At 58.2% G+C, this 17,637-nt stretch carries 20 protein-coding genes; 3 read left to right on the plus strand and 17 right to left on the minus strand.

The features are described 5' to 3' along the window. Positions 1–3: 3 nt before the first annotated feature. From JYE49_RS15230 to JYE49_RS09255, 3 genes are all read left to right on the plus strand, one after another. Positions 4–354, plus strand: coding sequence for an ATP-binding cassette domain-containing protein (locus tag JYE49_RS15230; protein WP_346763112.1), 351 nt, complete (start codon positions 4–6; stop codon positions 352–354). Positions 355–418: 64 nt separating this feature from the next. Beyond that, positions 419–1,678: a GLUG motif-containing protein gene (locus tag JYE49_RS09250; protein ID WP_093956979.1), complete on the plus strand. Its 1,260-nt coding sequence runs from the start codon at positions 419–421 to the stop codon at positions 1,676–1,678. 45 nt (positions 1,679–1,723) lie between these two features. After that, complete coding sequence (locus JYE49_RS09255; protein WP_093956978.1) at positions 1,724–2,368, plus strand: L-2-amino-thiazoline-4-carboxylic acid hydrolase; 645 nt, start codon at positions 1,724–1,726, stop codon at positions 2,366–2,368. A gap of 74 nt (positions 2,369–2,442) precedes the next feature. Here JYE49_RS09255 and JYE49_RS09260 read toward each other — a convergent pair whose 3' ends face one another. The 17 genes from JYE49_RS09260 to JYE49_RS09340 form a co-directional block, all read right to left on the minus strand. Beyond that, on the minus strand, positions 2,443–3,078 hold the full coding sequence (locus JYE49_RS09260; protein ID WP_093956977.1) for an L-2-amino-thiazoline-4-carboxylic acid hydrolase: 636 nt from the start codon (positions 3,076–3,078) through the stop codon (positions 2,443–2,445). A 34-nt stretch (positions 3,079–3,112) separates the two neighbouring features. Continuing rightward, a complete protein-coding gene (locus tag JYE49_RS09265; protein WP_093956976.1) occupies positions 3,113–3,886 on the minus strand; it encodes an alpha/beta fold hydrolase in 774 nt (257 codons plus the stop codon). Beyond that, positions 3,883–4,494: a class I SAM-dependent methyltransferase gene (locus JYE49_RS09270; RefSeq protein WP_093956975.1), complete on the minus strand. Its 612-nt coding sequence runs from the start codon at positions 4,492–4,494 to the stop codon at positions 3,883–3,885. Before JYE49_RS09270 ends, JYE49_RS09265 begins: the two co-directional genes overlap by 4 nt. Positions 4,495–4,506: 12 nt before the next feature. After that, a complete protein-coding gene (locus JYE49_RS09275; protein ID WP_093956974.1) occupies positions 4,507–5,139 on the minus strand; it encodes an L-2-amino-thiazoline-4-carboxylic acid hydrolase in 633 nt (210 codons plus the stop codon). 266 nt (positions 5,140–5,405) lie between these two features. Then, positions 5,406–6,692 (minus strand): M26 family metallopeptidase, encoded by a 1,287-nt coding sequence (locus JYE49_RS09280; protein ID WP_093956973.1) that lies wholly within the window; start codon positions 6,690–6,692, stop codon positions 5,406–5,408. A 31-nt stretch (positions 6,693–6,723) separates the two neighbouring features. Continuing rightward, positions 6,724–7,227, minus strand: a complete 504-nt coding sequence (locus tag JYE49_RS09285) for a hypothetical protein (protein ID WP_093956972.1) — start codon at positions 7,225–7,227, stop codon at positions 6,724–6,726. A gap of 24 nt (positions 7,228–7,251) precedes the next feature. Further along, positions 7,252–8,994 carry an ABC transporter ATP-binding protein gene (locus JYE49_RS09290; RefSeq protein WP_093956971.1) on the minus strand — a complete coding sequence of 581 codons (1,743 nt, stop codon included), beginning with the start codon at positions 8,992–8,994 and terminating at the stop codon, positions 7,252–7,254. Position 8,995: 1 nt separating this feature from the next. Further along, positions 8,996–10,807: an ABC transporter ATP-binding protein gene (locus JYE49_RS09295; RefSeq protein WP_093956970.1), complete on the minus strand. Its 1,812-nt coding sequence runs from the start codon at positions 10,805–10,807 to the stop codon at positions 8,996–8,998. Positions 10,808–10,842: 35 nt separating this feature from the next. Then, positions 10,843–11,622: a class I SAM-dependent methyltransferase gene (locus tag JYE49_RS09300; RefSeq protein ID WP_093956969.1), complete on the minus strand. Its 780-nt coding sequence runs from the start codon at positions 11,620–11,622 to the stop codon at positions 10,843–10,845. A gap of 57 nt (positions 11,623–11,679) precedes the next feature. Then, positions 11,680–12,471: a ZIP family metal transporter gene (locus JYE49_RS09305; RefSeq protein ID WP_093956968.1), complete on the minus strand. Its 792-nt coding sequence runs from the start codon at positions 12,469–12,471 to the stop codon at positions 11,680–11,682. A gap of 119 nt (positions 12,472–12,590) precedes the next feature. Further along, the gene (locus JYE49_RS09310) at positions 12,591–13,307 is read right to left on the minus strand and encodes a hypothetical protein (protein ID WP_093956967.1); all 717 of its coding nucleotides are present in this window, start codon (positions 13,305–13,307) and stop codon (positions 12,591–12,593) included. 36 nt (positions 13,308–13,343) lie between these two features. After that, positions 13,344–13,760, minus strand: a complete 417-nt coding sequence (locus JYE49_RS09315) for a flavodoxin (protein ID WP_093956966.1) — start codon at positions 13,758–13,760, stop codon at positions 13,344–13,346. After that, a complete protein-coding gene (locus JYE49_RS09320) occupies positions 13,757–14,356 on the minus strand; it encodes a DUF3793 family protein (protein WP_093956965.1) in 600 nt (199 codons plus the stop codon). The genes JYE49_RS09315 and JYE49_RS09320 overlap by 4 nt, the downstream gene beginning before the upstream one ends. A gap of 170 nt (positions 14,357–14,526) precedes the next feature. Next, positions 14,527–15,234: an ABC transporter ATP-binding protein gene (locus JYE49_RS09325; RefSeq protein WP_093956964.1), complete on the minus strand. Its 708-nt coding sequence runs from the start codon at positions 15,232–15,234 to the stop codon at positions 14,527–14,529. Position 15,235: 1 nt separating this feature from the next. Then, complete coding sequence (locus JYE49_RS09330) at positions 15,236–16,441, minus strand: ABC transporter permease (RefSeq protein WP_093956963.1); 1,206 nt, start codon at positions 16,439–16,441, stop codon at positions 15,236–15,238. Next, a complete protein-coding gene (locus JYE49_RS09335; protein ID WP_093956962.1) occupies positions 16,438–16,845 on the minus strand; it encodes a DUF4418 family protein in 408 nt (135 codons plus the stop codon). The genes JYE49_RS09330 and JYE49_RS09335 overlap by 4 nt, the downstream gene beginning before the upstream one ends. Before the next feature lie 12 nt (positions 16,846–16,857). Continuing rightward, positions 16,858–17,565 carry an ABC transporter ATP-binding protein gene (locus JYE49_RS09340; RefSeq protein ID WP_093956961.1) on the minus strand — a complete coding sequence of 236 codons (708 nt, stop codon included), beginning with the start codon at positions 17,563–17,565 and terminating at the stop codon, positions 16,858–16,860. Positions 17,566–17,637: the final 72 nt, after the last annotated feature.

A 17,637-nucleotide genomic window follows, 5' to 3' on the forward strand; every position in this document is an offset into this window, starting at 1 on the left:
ACCGTGATCGGCGAAGGCGGCGCCAGCCTCTCCGGCGGTGAGAAGCAGCGCATTTCCATTGCCCGCGCCATCATGAAGGACGCTCCGGTCATCATCCTGGATGAAGCCACCGCCAACGTGGATCCGGAAAGCGAAACCGAGCTGACCGCAGCCATTGAAGCCCTGACAAAGGAAAAGACCATCATTATGATTGCCCACCGCCTGAAGACCGTCCGGAACGCTGACCAGATCTATGTGATCGACAACGGTAAGATTGCCCAGCACGGCACCCATGACGAGCTGATCAGAAAGAACGGTATTTATAAAACCTTCGTGGAAGGCCGGCAGGAAGCGGCCTCCTGGAAGATTGCCTGATTCCCGGTGTCCCCGCGAAAGCGATGACATACAAACTATTTCCATAAAAGGAGGGAGTACCTCAATGAAAAAACTGTTTTCCATCCTGCTTGCCCTGACGCTGGCGCTGGGCATGAATGCGGCATTTGCCGAAAGCAGCCCCTATGCCGGCGGAACCGGCACCGCTGAAGATCCTTACCGGATTGCCACAGCGGAGCAGCTGCTGGCCCTTTCCGCGGCCGTGAATGACGGCAGTGCAGGCGGATATTACGGTGCCTGCTTCGTCCTGACAGAAGACCTCGACCTTGCCGGAATTGAATGGCAGCCCATCGGACAGATGGATCTGGCAGACCAGAGCAATGTGAGCTGCATGTTCATGGGCGTATTCGACGGACAGGGCCACACCATCTCCAATATGACCTTCAGTTCCGATTATCCCATCGTTGGTGCAGGAATCTTCGGCATGAACCTGGGTGAAGTGAAGAACCTGAACGCGAAGAACATCACCGTCACCTGCACGGATACCTTCTCCAATGCTGTCGGCGCCGTGGTAGGCTATAACATGGGCATGGTTCATGATGTAACCCTGTCCGGGGAAAACAGCATTGCCGGTGTCAACTGCATCGGCGGTATTGCCGGCGGCAACAACGGTGCGGTTTATAACTGCTCCGTGGACGGCACAACCATCCGCGTCCTGGGTGACAATGCATTCCCTGAAGGCCGTATCGTCCAGGCGGACGTTGCGGAATGCGGCGGTCTGGTCATCGGCGGCAGCTTCGGCGGCAGCATTGACAACTGTACCGCAAAAGGCACTGTGATCGCGGAAGGCAATGAGCCCATCGCCCTGGGCGGCATCGCCGGCTGCCTGGAAATGATGGACACCGTCACCAACTGCACCGCGGATGTGACCATCACCACCGTCAAGGGCGGCCATGCCATCGGCGGCCTGTGCGGCTTCGGCGGCTCCCACTCCAACGGCAATATCATTGCGGAAACAGAAGGCGTCGTAACCACCAAGTATCCCTCTGAGATCACCAATTGCAAGGTCACCGCGGTCATCAACGCTCCCGGTGCCACCCACGTGGGCGGCCTGTTCGGCACCGGCCTTTACTTCTACGGTGAAGAAACCGCCTTCAAGGTCAGCGGCTGCTCCGTAAAGGCGGAGATCACCGGGGCCGTAACTCCCGGCGCCGTCGCCGGTCGTTCCGTCAACAGCGTGATCGAAAGCTGTGAAGCCGATGTAACGCTGGACGGCGAAGCGCTGACTGCTGAAACCGGTGAAACTTCTGTGATGTATGAGAGCGCCGACCAGGGCGAAGAAGAAGCCGCGAACGACGCCGCCTGAGAAAAACCCGGAAACAAAAAGCAAAATCAGAGGTGGAAAAACTCCATGATGAAATATAAAGGGTTTTACCTGCATATGTTCTCCACGTTGATCCGGAAACATTTGCGGGAATCCTACGGTAAGGAAACCACCCGCCGGGCGCTGAAAAATGCGCCCGGCATTTACCGGGAAATGCTCACCCAGGTGGACGACATCGGCGCTGACAATCCCATGGCCAGTAACATTTATATGTGCTTTGTGCTCATGGCCATCTGGAAAGGTGCGGAAGGCGCCATTACGCCGGACGGCTTCCGTCCCGTAATCCGGAATATGGTCAAAACACCCCTGGTCACAAAGATCCTGGGCAAGCGGGATATGAACAAGCCGGAAGACCTGGCGCAGTCCTGGAAAGGGCTTTATGAAAAGAAAGAGTGGGCGGACAACCGTCCTCAGTACCGGGATAAAACCTGGGATTATCATATTGATAAAACAAAGCACCGGGACGGTGTATACTATTACTTCACCAACTGCCCGCTCAACAATTACGCACGGAAATACGGGTATATGGAAATCCTGCCCGTCTGCTGTGAGCTGGATTACCTGATCACCGAAGCAAACCACGCAGTTCTGCATCGGGACCAGACCCTGGCTTCCGGCGGAACCATGTGCGATTACTGGGTGGTTCCCGACAAAATCAAAGATCCCCGGTGAAACCGGAGCAAAAAAACGTACCGGTACGGTCCTTCCGATCGTGCCGGTTTTTTTTCTTCTGTTTTCCTGTCCGGTCAGACGCTTTCAAACCTTTCCCAGCCGTCTCCGGCGTCCGTTTTATGGCGGATGAAGTCAAAGTCGCAGCAGTCCCCGCCCTGGCAGAGGGTTTTCGTCCTCCTGAAATCCGTATAGGGCAGCTTCCCGAAGTTGATCACGTCTGAATGGCAGAACATCGCGCCCAGTTTCATCAGGTTCCGCTCGCTGAAAATGTGCCAGTACACGCATTCCCGGCATTCAAAGTGGAACCGGTCTTTCGGATCCTCCTCCAGGTGCCAGGTGTATTGCCAGCCGGCGCCGCTGCCGTGCCGGAATCCGAAGGGCAGGATCTTTTTCATCATCGGAAGGAAAAAGGACCGCCGGGCCATCTTCCGGTAGGATTCCGGCGTCAGGGCGCCCCACATGGTTTCGGATATAATCCGGTAGGCTTCCGGCTCGCTTTTCCTGTGCATCTGCAGCACTTCGTACAGGGCGATGGTGGTCAGGATCTGGGCAATATGCTTATAGTTGCCCCTGTCGCACCACTTTTCCTCTTCCTTCAGCAGCACCAGCATCCGGCTGTAAACGTCCTGCCGGACCTCCTCCGGCAGCGTCGGGAACAACTTTTTATACCGGCTGATCTTCACCAGGTTCTCCGGTGTATAGGCTTTCATGCCTGTCCTCCATCATTCTGAATTTCGTTTCGGTTTACCGCATGCATGCCGCAATGGCGTCCAGCACCGGCTGCCGCCACTGTTTCTGGAACAGCCAGGCTTCATGCTGCATGTCGAACCGCAGCAGTTCCGGATCCCGGAAATGCTGCAGGTACCGCTTTTCGTATTTCGGCCCCATCTTCAGGGCATAGATCACATGCACCTTTGTGCCCTCCGCGTGGAGGTCGTTCCCCAGGGGCGTCACGTAGTCGGAGTAGTATTCCCGGCCCACCGTTTTCGGGTGCAGCGAGGCGATGCTCTGCGCAAACTGCTCCATAAAGTCGTTCGTCTCCGCGTCGTTGTCCACGCCAAAGGCTTTCACCAGCAGCTTCTTCAGCTTTTCCTTCTTTTTTTCGCTCTTTCCGGCATTTCCGATCAGGCGGCCCACAAGCCCCGTCATGATCCTGCCGACAAGCGGACTCCCCTGGTCCAGGTCGGATCCGCCGATGAACACATGGTCCATGTGGATCCTTCCCCGCTCCAGCAGCAGCCCCGCGAAGCTTCCGCCCAGGGAGGAACCGTAGGCGCCGTCCACCCGGCCGCCGTGGTTTTCCAGGATATAATCCTCAATCTTTTTCGTCACGGTCAGCATGTCGGTAAACGGCTTGCTGCTGTCCCCGTCGAATCCGTCATAGTTGACGCAGATCAGATGGTACTGTGCCTTCAGGTCCTCCAGCACCTCACGGAAATTGATCTCCCAGGTGCAGCCCGTCCCCGGCAGCAGCACCAGGGTCTTTCCTGACCTGTTTCCCGTCTCGGTGATCTTCATTTCTTCTCCGCCTCCCGGCATTCCGTGTACATCAATGCGATCCGCGCCGCCATTTCCTTGCTGAATTCCACCTTCCAGCCGTTATCCTCCAGGAACTTCAGGTATTCCTGCGCGGACCACTGGTGCTCAAACCGGATTCCCGCAATCCGCAGGATCCGGGACCAGATGCGGCTGCCCAGGGTCCCCTTATGCTCCACAAACGTCGGGGCAATCAGCAGTCCGCCCGGCCGCAGCACGCGGCTGATCTCCCGCAGCGCCTTCTGCGGATCCGGCACAATGTGCAGGGCGTTGGCAATCAGCACCACGTCAAAGCTGCCGTCGGCGTAGGGCAGGCTCATGGCGTCCGCCACCTCAAAGTCCAGGTTGGCAGGCCGCGGTCCTTTCTTTGCCTCGGCGATCATGCCGTCGGAATAGTCCGTGGCGATCATCCGCCTGGCCGCCGGCGCCACATGCCTGGCCAGCAGTCCGGGGCCGGTGGCAATCTCCAGCACTTCCATACCCCGGATCTTCTGCGGGATGCGCTCATACATAAAGTTGTATATCTTCTGATCCGCCTTCATCGCCTGTTTATAGATCGGCGCGTACAGGTCCCAAATCTTTTTCTTCATGGCAGCACGTCCTCAGTTCAGTTTTTTATATCCGCAGTCGCAGTACGGCCCGCCGGACGCCAGGGTGTATTCCCGCACAAACCGGCTTGCTCCGCTCGCGTCCGCCATGGTGTAGTCTAGCCTGCACATGGCCGGAACGTATTCATAAAGGTTCAGTTCCTTCATCAGCCGGCAGATCCCGCACCGGAAGAACCTGGCCTCGTACCCGGAGCCGTCCTGATACGGAATGTATATCATGTTCCAGGAATAGGGATTCCGGTCCGCCGCCCGAAGCGCTTCCGTCTTCTTCATTCCCTCAATGTCCTTTGCGGTAAACTTCTTCCTGCCGGAAAGCCGGCAGAAGAAGCGCATGGCGGGAATCATCATGGACCGGTTGTAAAACTCCGTCATCTGTTCCATGGTCGGCTTTGGATGCATATGCAGGCAGAAAGCTGAAAAAAGGGCGCAGTTCACAATATTCATTTTGAACCGGTCTCCCTTTTCAAATTCGGGCAGTCTCCGGATCAGCATCCGGTAATCCTTTTTTGCCTTTTCCGTAACTTCCCCGGCCTTTTCCCGGTCATACCCCAGCACGTCGCCCAGGTTTTTCCGGAAGGAATTTCTGAACAGCGTCCACATGCCTGCCGGCATTCCCGCGTATCTCATTTTTCCTGTGCCTCTTTCTGTTCCGTTCTTTTCCCGGTCCTGCTTGTTATATATGCCTATATTTTCCCGTTCGCAGCCGGTTCCTGCTTTATTCCCTGTCGCTTGCAGGACTCATTCTTTAATCGTTAGTTTAAACTAACATCATAGGAGTATAGCACTCTTTCCGGGGAAAAGGAAGGGGCTTTCGCACAGAAAAAAGAGAATTTCAGAAAAAAAGGGCGCCGCCCGTCACAGGCGGCGCTCCTCCCGGTCATGCCGGATTGTGCTTACTGCATTTCAGAAACCTGGGCCACCGTTTTCGCGTCGGTGTATTCGGAGCCGTCCGCCAGGAAAATCTTCACGTCCGCGGTACTGTTGATGCTGTCCGCCGCGATTCCGGTTTCCGTGATGTCCAGGATTTTGCCGTCGGCACCCGTAAACTGGCTGCCGACTGCCTGGCCGAGCAGGAGACCCGTGGCGTTTTCAACCGGGTTTTCCGCGTCTGTGGTTATTTTTACGTTTACAGCCTTGCAGCCGTCAATCAGGAAACTCTGGGGCGTGCCTCCCTCGGAAAATCCGCCGCCGACAAAACCGCCGACGAAGGGCACGCCGTCCGTAATGCTGATTTCCACATTTTCCACTGTGCAGCCGCTGATCTGCATCCGCTTTGCGTCCGGTCCGGCCAGCACGTTGCCGCAGGCGCCGGTCAGGCCGCCGACGTAGGAGCCCTTGCCGCTGACGGTGATTTTGCTGTCCGTCACCGCGCAGTTCTTCACATACCATTCGTCGGGATTGTAGTCATCCAGGTTGACGCAGCCGGACAGGCCACCGATCCAGGCGCCTTCCGTCATACCGAAAGCCGGGACCTCGCCCAGCACAGCGGTGAGCGTGGAATTCCGGACCGTGCAGTTCTCCAGCGCGGGCTTGGAGAAGCCGCCGCCGAAAATGCCGGAGTTGCCGCCGGGCGCGGCTGTAATGTCGGTGTTTTCCACGCTGCAGTTCACGCAGGCGGAGCAGGTCAGGCCGCCGATCAGGCCGCCGGCCATCACCATGGTGCTTTCCACGCTGTTGCGGTCCGCCGCGGTCAGGTTCACATTGTCCAGCGTGCAGCGGAACGCGTATCCCACCACGCCGCCGACCAGCATGTTGCCCTTGACCCGGATATCCTTCACCGTCAGGTTCTTCACCGTACCGCCTTCGCCCACGCAAGGGAACAGGCCGACGCCGAAGAAGTGCGCCCCGTCTTCGGTGGCGTCAATCGTCAGGTTGGAAATCGTATGGCCGTTTCCGTCAAAGTTTCCCGTAAAGGCGTATTCCGCTACCGGATCCTCGCCTTCCTCGCTCTTTTCGTCCATCATATAGGCGCCGATCATGGGGAAGTTTTCATAGCCGGAAAGGTCGATATCCGCGGTCAGCACATAGCTGCCCGCCAGGTCGTTGTTCACCGCGATCAGGTCTTCCGCCGTGGCAATCTCCCTGACAGCCGTTTTTTCGGCGGCCTCCGCCGCCGCGCCGCCCGCGGCCAGGGTCAGGGCCAGGACCAGGGCGGTCATCAGACTCAGCAGTTTTTTCATCAGAATATACTCTCCTTTTGTTTGAATATTTTCAGCAGAACAGCCCGGTCAGCAGGCCGATGCCTGCCACGAACAGTCCCGCCAGGGGGCACATCACCAGGGTCCACATCAGTCCGTGTTCCGGAATGGCCAGCGTTTTCAGCCATTCCTTCCGTTCCCATCCCCTGCAGCCCTCCGCTCCTTTGATCATATGGGTGATCCTCTGCGGCAGGATGCAGTCCAGGATGATGAAATCGGTAATGCTTACCATGGTCATTTCCGCATAGCCTGCCCAGAACAGCGGCCAGAAGCCGGTCATTCCCGCCATCCGCCCGCTGACGCCCCAGAAGAGAACCAGCAGGATATACAGCGGGTGCAGGATCCACTTCATGACCCGCACGTCCTTCTTCTCCACATACGGTGCGGCCGCTTCCTTAATGTCTTTGGGGAACATCGTGCTGTAAGCCTGGGGCACCACCAGGAATCCCAGCAGCGCCACTCCGTTGAAAACCACGGCCATCGTGAGTCCGTCCAGGATAATCCGGGCCCAGTTCATAATCCTTCCTCCTTACCGGTTCGGTCAGATGCTCCATTCCGCACCGGCGGACTGCAGCTTTGTCATGCGCCGGAACAGGCCGTCTTCTTTCTTCAGCAGCTCCGCGGGGCTGCCTTCCTCCGCCACCTTGCCGTCGGCCAGCACCACAATCTTGTCCGCCGCTTCCACGGTGCGCATCCGGTGGGCGATTACCAGTACCGTCTTGCCTGTCAGCAGCCGGGACAGGGCACCCTGCACCTTCGTTTCGTTCTCCACGTCCAGGGAGGCTGTCGCCTCGTCCAGCAGCACGATCGGCGCGTCCTTCAGCAGTGCCCGGGCGATGGAAATCCGCTGGCGTTCACCGCCGGAAAGCTTCGCGCCGTTCTCGCCGATGGGCGTGGCATAACCGTTGGGCAGCTTCTCCACAAACTCATCGCAGTTGGCAGCCTTTGCCGCCGCCAGCACTTCCTCATCCGTCGCGCCGTACTTGCCCAGCCGGATGTTTTCCATCACGGTATCGTCAAACAGCACCACGTCCTGGAAGACCATGGAGTAGTCACTCAGCAGCACCTCCGGATCAACGCCGGAGATATCAACGCCGCCCACCAGGACGGAGCCTTTATCAACATCCCACAACCGTGCGGCCACCCTTGCGCAGGTGCTCTTGCCGGAGCCGGAAGGTCCGACCAGTGCGGTCACTTCCCCTTCTTTGGCGGTGAAGCTTACGCCGCTGAGCACTTCCTGGTTGTCGTAGGCGAAGCTGACGTTCCGGAATTCGATGTCATGGCCCTTGGGCATAAACACTTCCGTACCTTCCGCGGTGGGGGTGTCATGGACCTCCTGCAGCCGGTTGGCGGAAACCTGGGAAACAAACATCTCCGCAATCAGCGCCAGTGCCTGGTCAAAGGGAGCGTAAATCCGGGTAATGGCCAGCAGGAACATGAACAGCACCATGAAGTCGACCTTTCCGCCAAGGATCAGGCTGGTGCCCGTCAGGATGGTTGTCGCCACACCCAGGCGCATAATCACGCTGGCCAGGTTCACGAAGATGCCGATGGTCAGCTCTCCCTTTCGCATGATCTTCTCATTCCGGTCAATCTTTTCGTTCAGCTCTTCCAGGAAACGGTTTTCCTGGTTGGTCGCCCGGATCTCCCGGATATTCTCCAGCGTTTCCTGGATGCCGTCCGCCACCCGCACGGCGGATTTCTTGTTTTCTTCCGACCGCTTTTTATACACTTTCCGGCTGCCGAAGAGCAGGCCGAAGGCCACCGGCACGCCCCACAGGCAGGCCAGTGCCATCCGCCAGTCGTACGCAAGCATGCCGGCGGCGATAATGGCTGTGGAGATCGCTGAACCGTACAGGTAGCTCAGGCAGTGGGACCAGACGTGCTCCAGCCGGTTCACGTCACCCATCAGGGTCTCCGTCAGGTCCGCCAGGTCATGCTTGCCGAAGTAGCCCAGCGGCAGCCTGCGCAGGCGTTCCGCCAGGCCGATCCGGACGTCCTTCACCTCGCCGTATACCAGGCCGTAGGTCGCCCTGTACTGCTGCAGGTGCACCGTATAGGAAATCACCAGGAAAAGAGCCGTCACCCCGATGAACAAAAGCAGGCTCGGCAGCGGCGATCCCTTTGTCAGCGTATCCATGAAGCCGGACATCAGCTTATACAGGATGCCCATGCCGCAGATGACCACCAGGTTGACGATCACGGTCCACAGGGTTCCCTTTTGGATATTCTTCACTCCGTGATCCGTCAGTGCGTATTTCCGCTGTACATTCTTCCAGAACATATCACATCGCCTCCCCTTCGGTGGAAATCCGCCAGCTGGCCGCCTGGTTGTAGTCCGCCCACATCCGGGCATACAGGCCGCCGGCTTTGACCAGCTCGACATGGGTGCCGCTTTCCACTGCCTGTCCCGCGTCCAGCACGATAATCCGGTCCGCGTTCACAACCGTGGACAGCCGGTGGGCAATCATGATCACCGTCCGGCCTTTGGTCAGGGACGCAAAAGCTTTCTGGATCAGCACTTCGTTCTCCGGATCGGCAAAGGCCGTTGCCTCGTCCAGCACCACAATCGGTGCGTCCTTGAGGATTGCCCGGGCCAGCGCCACGCGCTGCTGCTCGCCGCCGGAGAGATAGGTGCCCTCCGTTCCGATCAGCGTATCAATCCCCTGCGGCAGCTTGGCGATGATGTCGTCACACTGGGCGGCCTTCAGCGCCGCCGTCACTTCCTCCCGGGAAGCTTCCGGCCGGGCGGCCCGGACGTTCTCCAGGATGGAGGTTTTGAACAGCCGGTTGTTCTGGAACACAAAGGCCACCTGGTTCATCAGCACATGGGGATCCATCTCCCGCACGTCCGCGCCGCCGACTTCCACCGTGCCGGAGGTCACGTCCCAGAAGCGGGGGATCAGGCTGGCTGCCGTGGTCTTACCGCCGCCGGAAGGACCAACCAGCGCCACGGTCTCGCCGGGATTCACCCGGAAGGAGACATGATTCAATGCCGGCAGTTCCGCTCCGTCATAGGTGAAGGAAACGTCTTTAAACTCCACAGTGTTGTCCTTCGGTTTCCGCGGGCTGGCAGTCACCGGCAGCACGGGCGCGTCCATCACCTGGTTGATCCGCGCCAGCGCGTTGGTGGCCTGCATCATCCCGCTGGCCATGAACATAATCCTGGCCAGCGCCGTGGAGATAATCGCGGAAAACACCGCGTAGAAAGCAAAATTGGTGATAAAGCCCGCAAAGTTTCCGCCCTCCAGCGCGGAAGGAGCAATCAGCAGCGCCGCGGGAACCAGGAACGCAAAAGCCGCCTCCGTAAAGGTCAGGTTCAGGGCCTGGGGTTTGCTGCAGATACCGCAGGAAAACTTTTCCGACTTGGTGCTGTAGTCCTCAATGGCCTGCCGGAACGCCCGGAAGGAATACACCGTCTGCTGAAAGATCTTTACCACGGGGATACCCCGGACGTACTCCGTGCCGGCCTTGCCGATATAGTCCTGGGCTTTCTGGTAGTCCGCGATGAGCTTCGCGTTCTTTCCGCCCATCATGGCAGACATAGCCGCCAGGGAAATGACCGCCGCCAGCAGGCAGGCAGCGCCCATCCGCCAGTCAAACACAAACATCAGCACCAGCATAGAAACAAACATGGCGATCGTGCCGGTAATATCCGCCAGGTTATGGGCCAGCAGGGTTTCCGTCTCCGCCGCCGCCCCGTCCAGGCGGTTCCGGAGCAGGCCGGAAGCATTGGCGTCAAAAAAGCCCAGCGGGGTCTTCATCAGGCGCGCCATGCCCTGTTTCCGGATATTGGCCGCCGTGCGGAAAGCCGCCAGGTGCGTGCACATCAGCGCCGCGAAATAGACGACAATGCCGGCCACTGCAGCAGCAAACGCCAGCCAGCCGTACCGGGAAATCCCGGCTGCCTGTGTCCAGTCCGGAGCCACAGCAATCAGTTCCCGCATGACCAGCCAGATGCAGAGATAGGGTGCCATTCCCAGGACCATAGCCACACCGGACAGCCCCATGCCCAGCCAGGTCAGCTTCCGGTAGCCGCCCGCGTATTGCAACAGTGCCGCTACGTCATTCTGCTTTTTCCCTTGTTTTGAGCTCATCGTTCCTTCTCCTTTTCCCTTTCCGGGAGTATTATTTACTTTTTCCCGATCAGCAGTGCCGATCCGCTCAGGCCCATCCAGCCTGCTTCGCCTTTTTTCATGAATTTGCCGTTCGTCGTGCCAATCAGCTCTGCTTTCTCATATCCCAGGTCTTTCAGCTTTTTCAGGAAGGCGTTCATGTCCCCGTATTTGGAAACGGACATAATATCATGAATCACGAAGGTACCGCCCTTCTTCAGCGTCCGCAGCGTCTCCAGCAGGATCGCCTGCCGGTCGCCCGGGATGTTGTGATAGACGTAGTTGCTGGTAACGGTGTCAAAGGTTTCATTCGGGAATTCCAGCCGGGTCGCGTCCCCCTGCCGGAAACTCACATTCTTTACGCCTTCCGCCCGGGCGTTATCCTCGCACAGCTTTTTGCTGAAGGAGGCGTATTCCTTTCCCCAGCGGTCAACGCCGATCACGGCTGCGTCCGGATTCCGTTTGGCCACGGCAATGGACAGGGCGCCGCTTCCGCAGCCCACATCCAGGCATTTCCCGCCCTTGGGAACCTTAACGTATTCCGCGGTGCCTTCGATAATCTGCCGTGACATCCGTCGCTTTCCCTGGTAGTCAAACGCCCGGTACATCATTACAGACCAGATCGACATTCCGAGGAAAACCAGTGCCAGCACGCCAAACACAATCATCAGGACTGTCCTGGCCGTTCCCTGGGCCAGCAGCGCTGCAAGTACCAGCGCTGCGCACAGTCCCAGGAAAGCAAAGTTGAACCCCCGTACCATCCCTTTAGGCATCCAGTTCTTATAATCAGGCTTCATCTTCGGCTCCCTCTCACTTAATTGTTCATTTTTCATTTTTCATTCTTCATTCGTTCTTTACCCCAGCGCCACGTCCAGTGCCATCATCAGCGTAAAGCCGAGGGAAAACATCAGCACCCCGATGTCTGAGTGTTCCCCGGCGGACATCTCCGGAATCAGTTCTTCCACCACCACATAGATCATGGCGCCCGCCGCGAAGCTGAGCAGGTAAGGCATGGCCGGCACGATCAGCGACGCGGCCAGGATGGTCAGCACCGCGCCGATGGGTTCCACCGCTCCGGACAGCACACCGTCCAGGAAAGCCTTCCCCTTATCCTTGCCTTCCGCCCGCAGGGGCATGGAAATAATCGCTCCCTCCGGGAAATTCTGGATTGCGATACCCAGGGCCAGCGCCAGCGCGCCGCCTGCGGTAATTTCCGCGGAACCCGAGATCATTCCCGCGTAAACAACGCCGACTGCCATTCCTTCCGGAATGTTGTGCAGCGTAACAGCCAGCACCATCATGCTGGTTCGGGCCAGGCGAGTCCTGGGTCCTTCCGCCTTTTCCGCGAACATGTGCAGGTGCGGAATCACTTTATCCAGCAGCAGGAGAAACAGAATGCCGATCCAGAAGCCGGCCGCCGCCGGCAGGAAAGCCCATTTCCCCATTCCTTCCGCCTGCTGCATCGCCGGGATCAGCAGGCTCCATATGGAAGCCGCGACCATGACGCCGCCCGCGAATCCGGTCAGTGCGCGCTGCACACTCTGCTTCAGGTTTTTCCTCATGAAAAACACGCAGGCAGAACCAGCAGCGGTTCCCGCGAAGGGAATCAGCAGGCCCAAAATCACATCAGCGGACCATCCGTTCATTGCTTGACATCCTCCTTAGTTAGTTATGACTAACTTGTTATATCACTATGATACCTGTATGTCAAGCAAAAGGGACGCGACCCTTTCGGATCGCGTCCTGTTTTTTGTTTTTCAGGGAATCAGGCCGCGTTTTCTTCCTGCGTTTCTTCCAGGTTTTCTTCGCAGTACAGGGTGATCACCTTATTGATCAGTTCAGCGTCCGCGTCCACCGGGAAACCGGCAGCCAGCCAGAAAGCGTAGGGGCCGTCCATGACTTTCGTCAGGTCGTCCACGTTGCTGCCGTAGCGGAACTCCAGGTGATAGGTGGTGGCGGGCGTATCAGGCATCATGAAGAAATACTTGAATTCGCCGGCGTCCTCGTCCGCGGTCTCAAACAGGAAGCCGTCCATCATACCGGACAGGGACAGCTTGCCGGCAAAAGCGTATTCATGGCTGAACACCTGATTGCCCTTCTCATCCGCGCCGCTGATGGTCAGGCCGTCAAAGGTGATCGTGCTCACACCGTTGATGAATCCGCAGGCAAACTGCATGCCGTTGGATCCGTCACCGTAGGTGTCGATTGCTTCCTGGCCGTAGATCGTGCCGGCGCAGTAGGTCTTCATCATGTCAGCCATTGCTTTTCCGTCTTCCTCACCCAGGGCCTTCACGCAGGGCTCCTGCCAGATGGCGTCATATTCCGCAGCGGTAATCACAGGGAACAGGGGTTCATAGGTGCCCTTGATGTTTTCCATCTGTTCCAGGGCTTCCGCGGCACCATCCGCGGTTTCCGCCACGCCGAAGGCGGCGGTCATCATCAGCAGGCAAAGGGTCAGTACAAAGGAAATTACTTTCTTCATTTTGGTTTCGTCCTTTCGATTCTGATACAGGAGATATTATGCCAGTGCTTTGCCCAGCGCCTTGCAGGACGCCGTGGCAGCATCGTCAGGGGCTTCGTTCGCCATTACGCTTTCCGCCGCCAGGGCAATGCCCTTCTCCGCGCAGCGGGCTTCCCAGGAGCGCATCCATTCGCCGTCGCCCCAGCCGTAGGAGCCGAACAGCGCGACTTTCTTTCCGGCCAGTGCCGGTTCAATGCTTTCCAGCATCGGCAGGAATTCGCTGTCTTCCAGCTCTTCCGCGCCCATAGCCGGGCAGCCCAGTGCCGCCGCGTCATATGCGGAAATATCGCCCACGTCAGCGCAGGTCAGCAGATCCGCTTCCGCGCCGGCTTCCTTTGCGCCCGCCGCAACCGCTTCCGCCATTGCCTGCGTATTGCCGGTGCCGCTCCAATAGATCACCGCGATCTTACTCATGTGGTTTCCTTCCTTTCCAGCCTTTCGGCTTCTCTGTATGAAAACTGTCCCGGCCGGATTGTCAGCCTCGACAGGTCCCATCCTTCCCGGTTGCGCTGCAGGTAAGCTTTTGTGCAGTGCCTGCAGCGCGCGAAGGTGCGCTGCGCCTGGGGTACGTCGCTCTCATAGACCTTCCACAGGCCTGTGCACTTGCATTCCCCGTGCCGGATAAATCCCCGCACGTCCACCGCCGGATATCCGAGGAACAGCCCGATCTCATGGGGAAAGGTTTCCGATTCCTTCAGCCGGCGGATCAGCCAGGCGATATGCCCGGAAGCGCTGCCGCCGGGATACCCGGCGTCTTTCAGCAGTTCGGCCGCCACCGGATTCCGCAGGTCCTCTTCCAGCATGGACGGACGGTAGAGATAAATCAGCGCCTTCCCGTTCTCATACCGGAGGGGCATCGCGCACACGCCCTTGGGCAGCAGGCTTTTGTTAATTGCCCGCAGGCTGGCTGTCATCTCTTCCCGGCTTTCAAACGGGCTGTTGAAAAGGCTGCCGGTTTTGATGGCTGCCAGCGTGGGTGCGCAGCAGCGGATTACGGTTTCGTCCGACATCTGTCTCTCCTTTGATTAGATTAAACTAACTTCGTTTCTTAAAAGGAGCTGCTCTCTGGCACATCCCTACACCAAAGAGCAGCTAGAAGAGGTTAGTCATGTCTAATACAAAATAACAGACATTATTCTTTCTGTCAATAGCATTTTTTTATGTGTCACAAACAGACAAATCACTCATTGACAGATGACGGCTGCTGCGTTTTGGAGCCGTCTGCGATGAAGCTGCCCGCGTCCATGCGGATCACCTCATCCGCATAGGCTTCCACGTCATCCTCATGGCTGACCACCAGCACTGCCTTGCCGGCTTTTGCAGCCTGGCGCAGTGCGTCCAGCACAATGACCGTGTTCTCATTGTCCAGGTCACCGGTGGGTTCGTCCGCCAGGATCACGTCCGGATCTGCGGTCAGCGTCCGTGCGATGGCCATCCTGCGCAGCTCTCCCCCGGACAGTTCCGCGGGCATCACATCCCGCAGGCTGCTGATATCCAGTGCCTCCATCCAGCTTTCTGCCGCATCCGTCCGGGGTTTGCCGCCGTAAAGCAGTCCCGGCAGGAGGATATTCTCATACACCGTCAGCGTATCCACGGCGCTGCGGCCCTGGGGAACCACACCGATCTTTTCATTGCGTACCCTGGACAGCTCCGCGTCCTCCAGGGCATACAGATCCGTATCGTCCAGGAAAACCTTCCCTTCCGACGGATTCAGCAGTCCCGCCAGCATATGCAGCAGCGTGGTCTTGCCGGATCCGCTCCTGCCTTTCAGCACGGTCATTTTTCCGCCCCGAAGCGTCAGGGATACCGGTTTGACCGCTTCAAAAAAGTTTGCTTCTCCCCGTTTCCGGAAGTACCGGCGGGAGATGTTTTCCGCTCTCAGTTCCATGTCAGGCGCCCTCCCTCAGTGTGCTGCCCGGGTCCACCCGGCTCAGCTTCGACGCCGTATGCAGGCTTGCCGCGCATCCGGCAGCCACCGTGACCGCGATTGCCAGGACCGCGAATACCGCGGTTGTTCCGGCTGACGGGGCCAGGTAAGGCAGCTTCAGGCTGGTTTCAATCAGCGTGGTAAAGGGGAATACCAGCACCGCGCCGAGCAGCACGCCGCAAAGCGCCCCTGCCAGGCTGCACAGGGCCGTTTCCTTCAGGATCATTCCGGAAAGCATTTTCCGGCTCATCCCCACCAGGCGGTAAACCGCCAGTTCCCGCCGCCGTTCATTCACCATCATGGAGAAGGCAATAAACAGGATCGCCAGTGCCAGGATCCAGACCGCGGCGATCAGGATCGCCACCGTTCTGGATACCCCGCCCAGGCTGTCCGATACTTCTGTGATCATGCCGGTTGTCCGGACGGATGTCGCCTTCCGGATCTTTCCGTTCAGCCGGTTGTTGACCAGGCCGATATCCGCTCCCGGAACCGTCTTCACGTAGATGGCGGATACCACCTCCGCGTCGTTTCCGGAATCAATTTTATGGCTGACGCCTTTTTCCTCCGCCGCCTGGAGCAGCGTATGGATTGTATTCATGTTGCAGTACACCGCGGTATCCAGGCCGGTTCCGGTCGGCGCCAGTTTGGCCACCACCAGGCATTTCCGGTCGTAAATCCGGAAGTTATCGCCCACGTCCGTTCCCACGCGGCTGCCGACCACGATTTCCATATCGCCCAGCGGGCGGTTCAGGCTTTCGGCAATCCAGGGCTGCACCACAAAGTCGTTTTCCGGATCAAAGCCGATGATCTGTACCTTCACGGAGCAGCAGTCCGCCTTCATGGAGGAAAGGAAAATCTGGGCGGATGCTTTCTGCACTCCCTCTGTTTCCTTCACCTTGTCCAGTGCGGAAGCGTCCATATAGAAGGTACCGATGGTTCCCTGCAGCAGCATGTTCTTCAGGCTGGATTTGGATTCAGCCTCCGCCGGAACCACAATGATATCCGCACCCAGGCGATTTTCCATGCTGCCGAGTCCCCGGCGAAGGGATGAAACCACCAGCGTCCCCGCAAAAACAGATAAAGCAAGGAAAGCCGTCAGCAGGATCAGCGCTGTGGTTCTTCCCGGTTTTCTTGTCAGGTTCCGGATCACCGGAGAAAAGCGCTTCATCCCTTCATTCTCCTGCTCCTGCTCTGTTCCGAGATAATCCCGGTCAGCGATGTGATTGCCGCGGCGCCGGAAAGGATCATCACGGCCGGCTGCATCACCGCGCGGCAGTGCATCGTATCCATTTTGCAAAGGGGCATCAGGGTGCCGGGCAGCAGGATTCCTGCAACCGCGGCGCAGAAAGCCGCCGCAAACAGGATAATACGGATGCCGGGTTTGCGGATCAGCAGCGCCAGCAGTGCCAGGGCTGCCATCACGCAGCCGTCAATCAGGATTGCCCTGCCCGTTCCGGTGCAGGCTGCCGCGCTGCCGTCCGCATGGACGCAGGGGCCGATTACAGTCACGGATCCCACGGCAATCAGCGCCGCGAGAACCAGAACCAGGATTGCGAATAAACTCTTTTTCATATATACCTCTCTTCAGCCCTTTAACCTGGCCAGCCATTCCTTCTGCTGTTCATCAAAGTTTTCATTAATGACTTCCCGCGCCACCTTGCCGTGTTCCAGCACGATGGTGCGCTGTGCCGCTTCCGCCACCTCCGGGTCATGGGTCACGACGATCAGGGTCGTCCCCTCCGCGTGCAGGCGCGCAAACAGGTCCAGCACGATGTTCTCGTTCGCTTCGTCCAGGTTGCCCGTCGGTTCATCCGCCAGGATCAGCTCCGGATGGTTGATCAGCGCCCGGGCTACGCAGACCCGCTGCTGTTCGCCGCCGGACAGCTGGCTGGGCAGGTGATGCGCCCGTTCCCGCAGGCCGACCCGGCCCAGGGCTTCCAGCGCTTCCTGCTCATCCGGCATAGAGTGGTAATACTGGCTGACCATCACGTTCTCCACGGCGGTCAGGTAATTGACCATGTGGAACTGCTGGAAGATCAGGCCGATCTTATCCCGGCGGATATCCGTCAGCTTCTTACTGCTCTCCCGGGCAATGTCAACGCCGTCCAGCAGCACTTCTCCCAGCGTCGGTTTATCCATACAGCCGATGATATTCATCATCGTGCTCTTTCCTGAGCCGGAAGGTCCCATGATCGCGACCCACTCACCCTTATCCACATGAATGCTCACGTTATCCAGGGCCTTCAGGTCACCATAGATCTTGGAAATGTTTTTTAATTCCAGAAGACTCATGTCTACACCCCTTTAATCAATTCAGAATTAAGAAATCAGAATTCAGAATTATTACTCGCACGGTTGCTGTCT

Origin of the sequence: Aristaeella hokkaidonensis (genome assembly GCF_018128945.1) — a bacterium.
Lineage (GTDB): Bacteria > Bacillota > Clostridia > Christensenellales > Aristaeellaceae > Aristaeella > Aristaeella hokkaidonensis.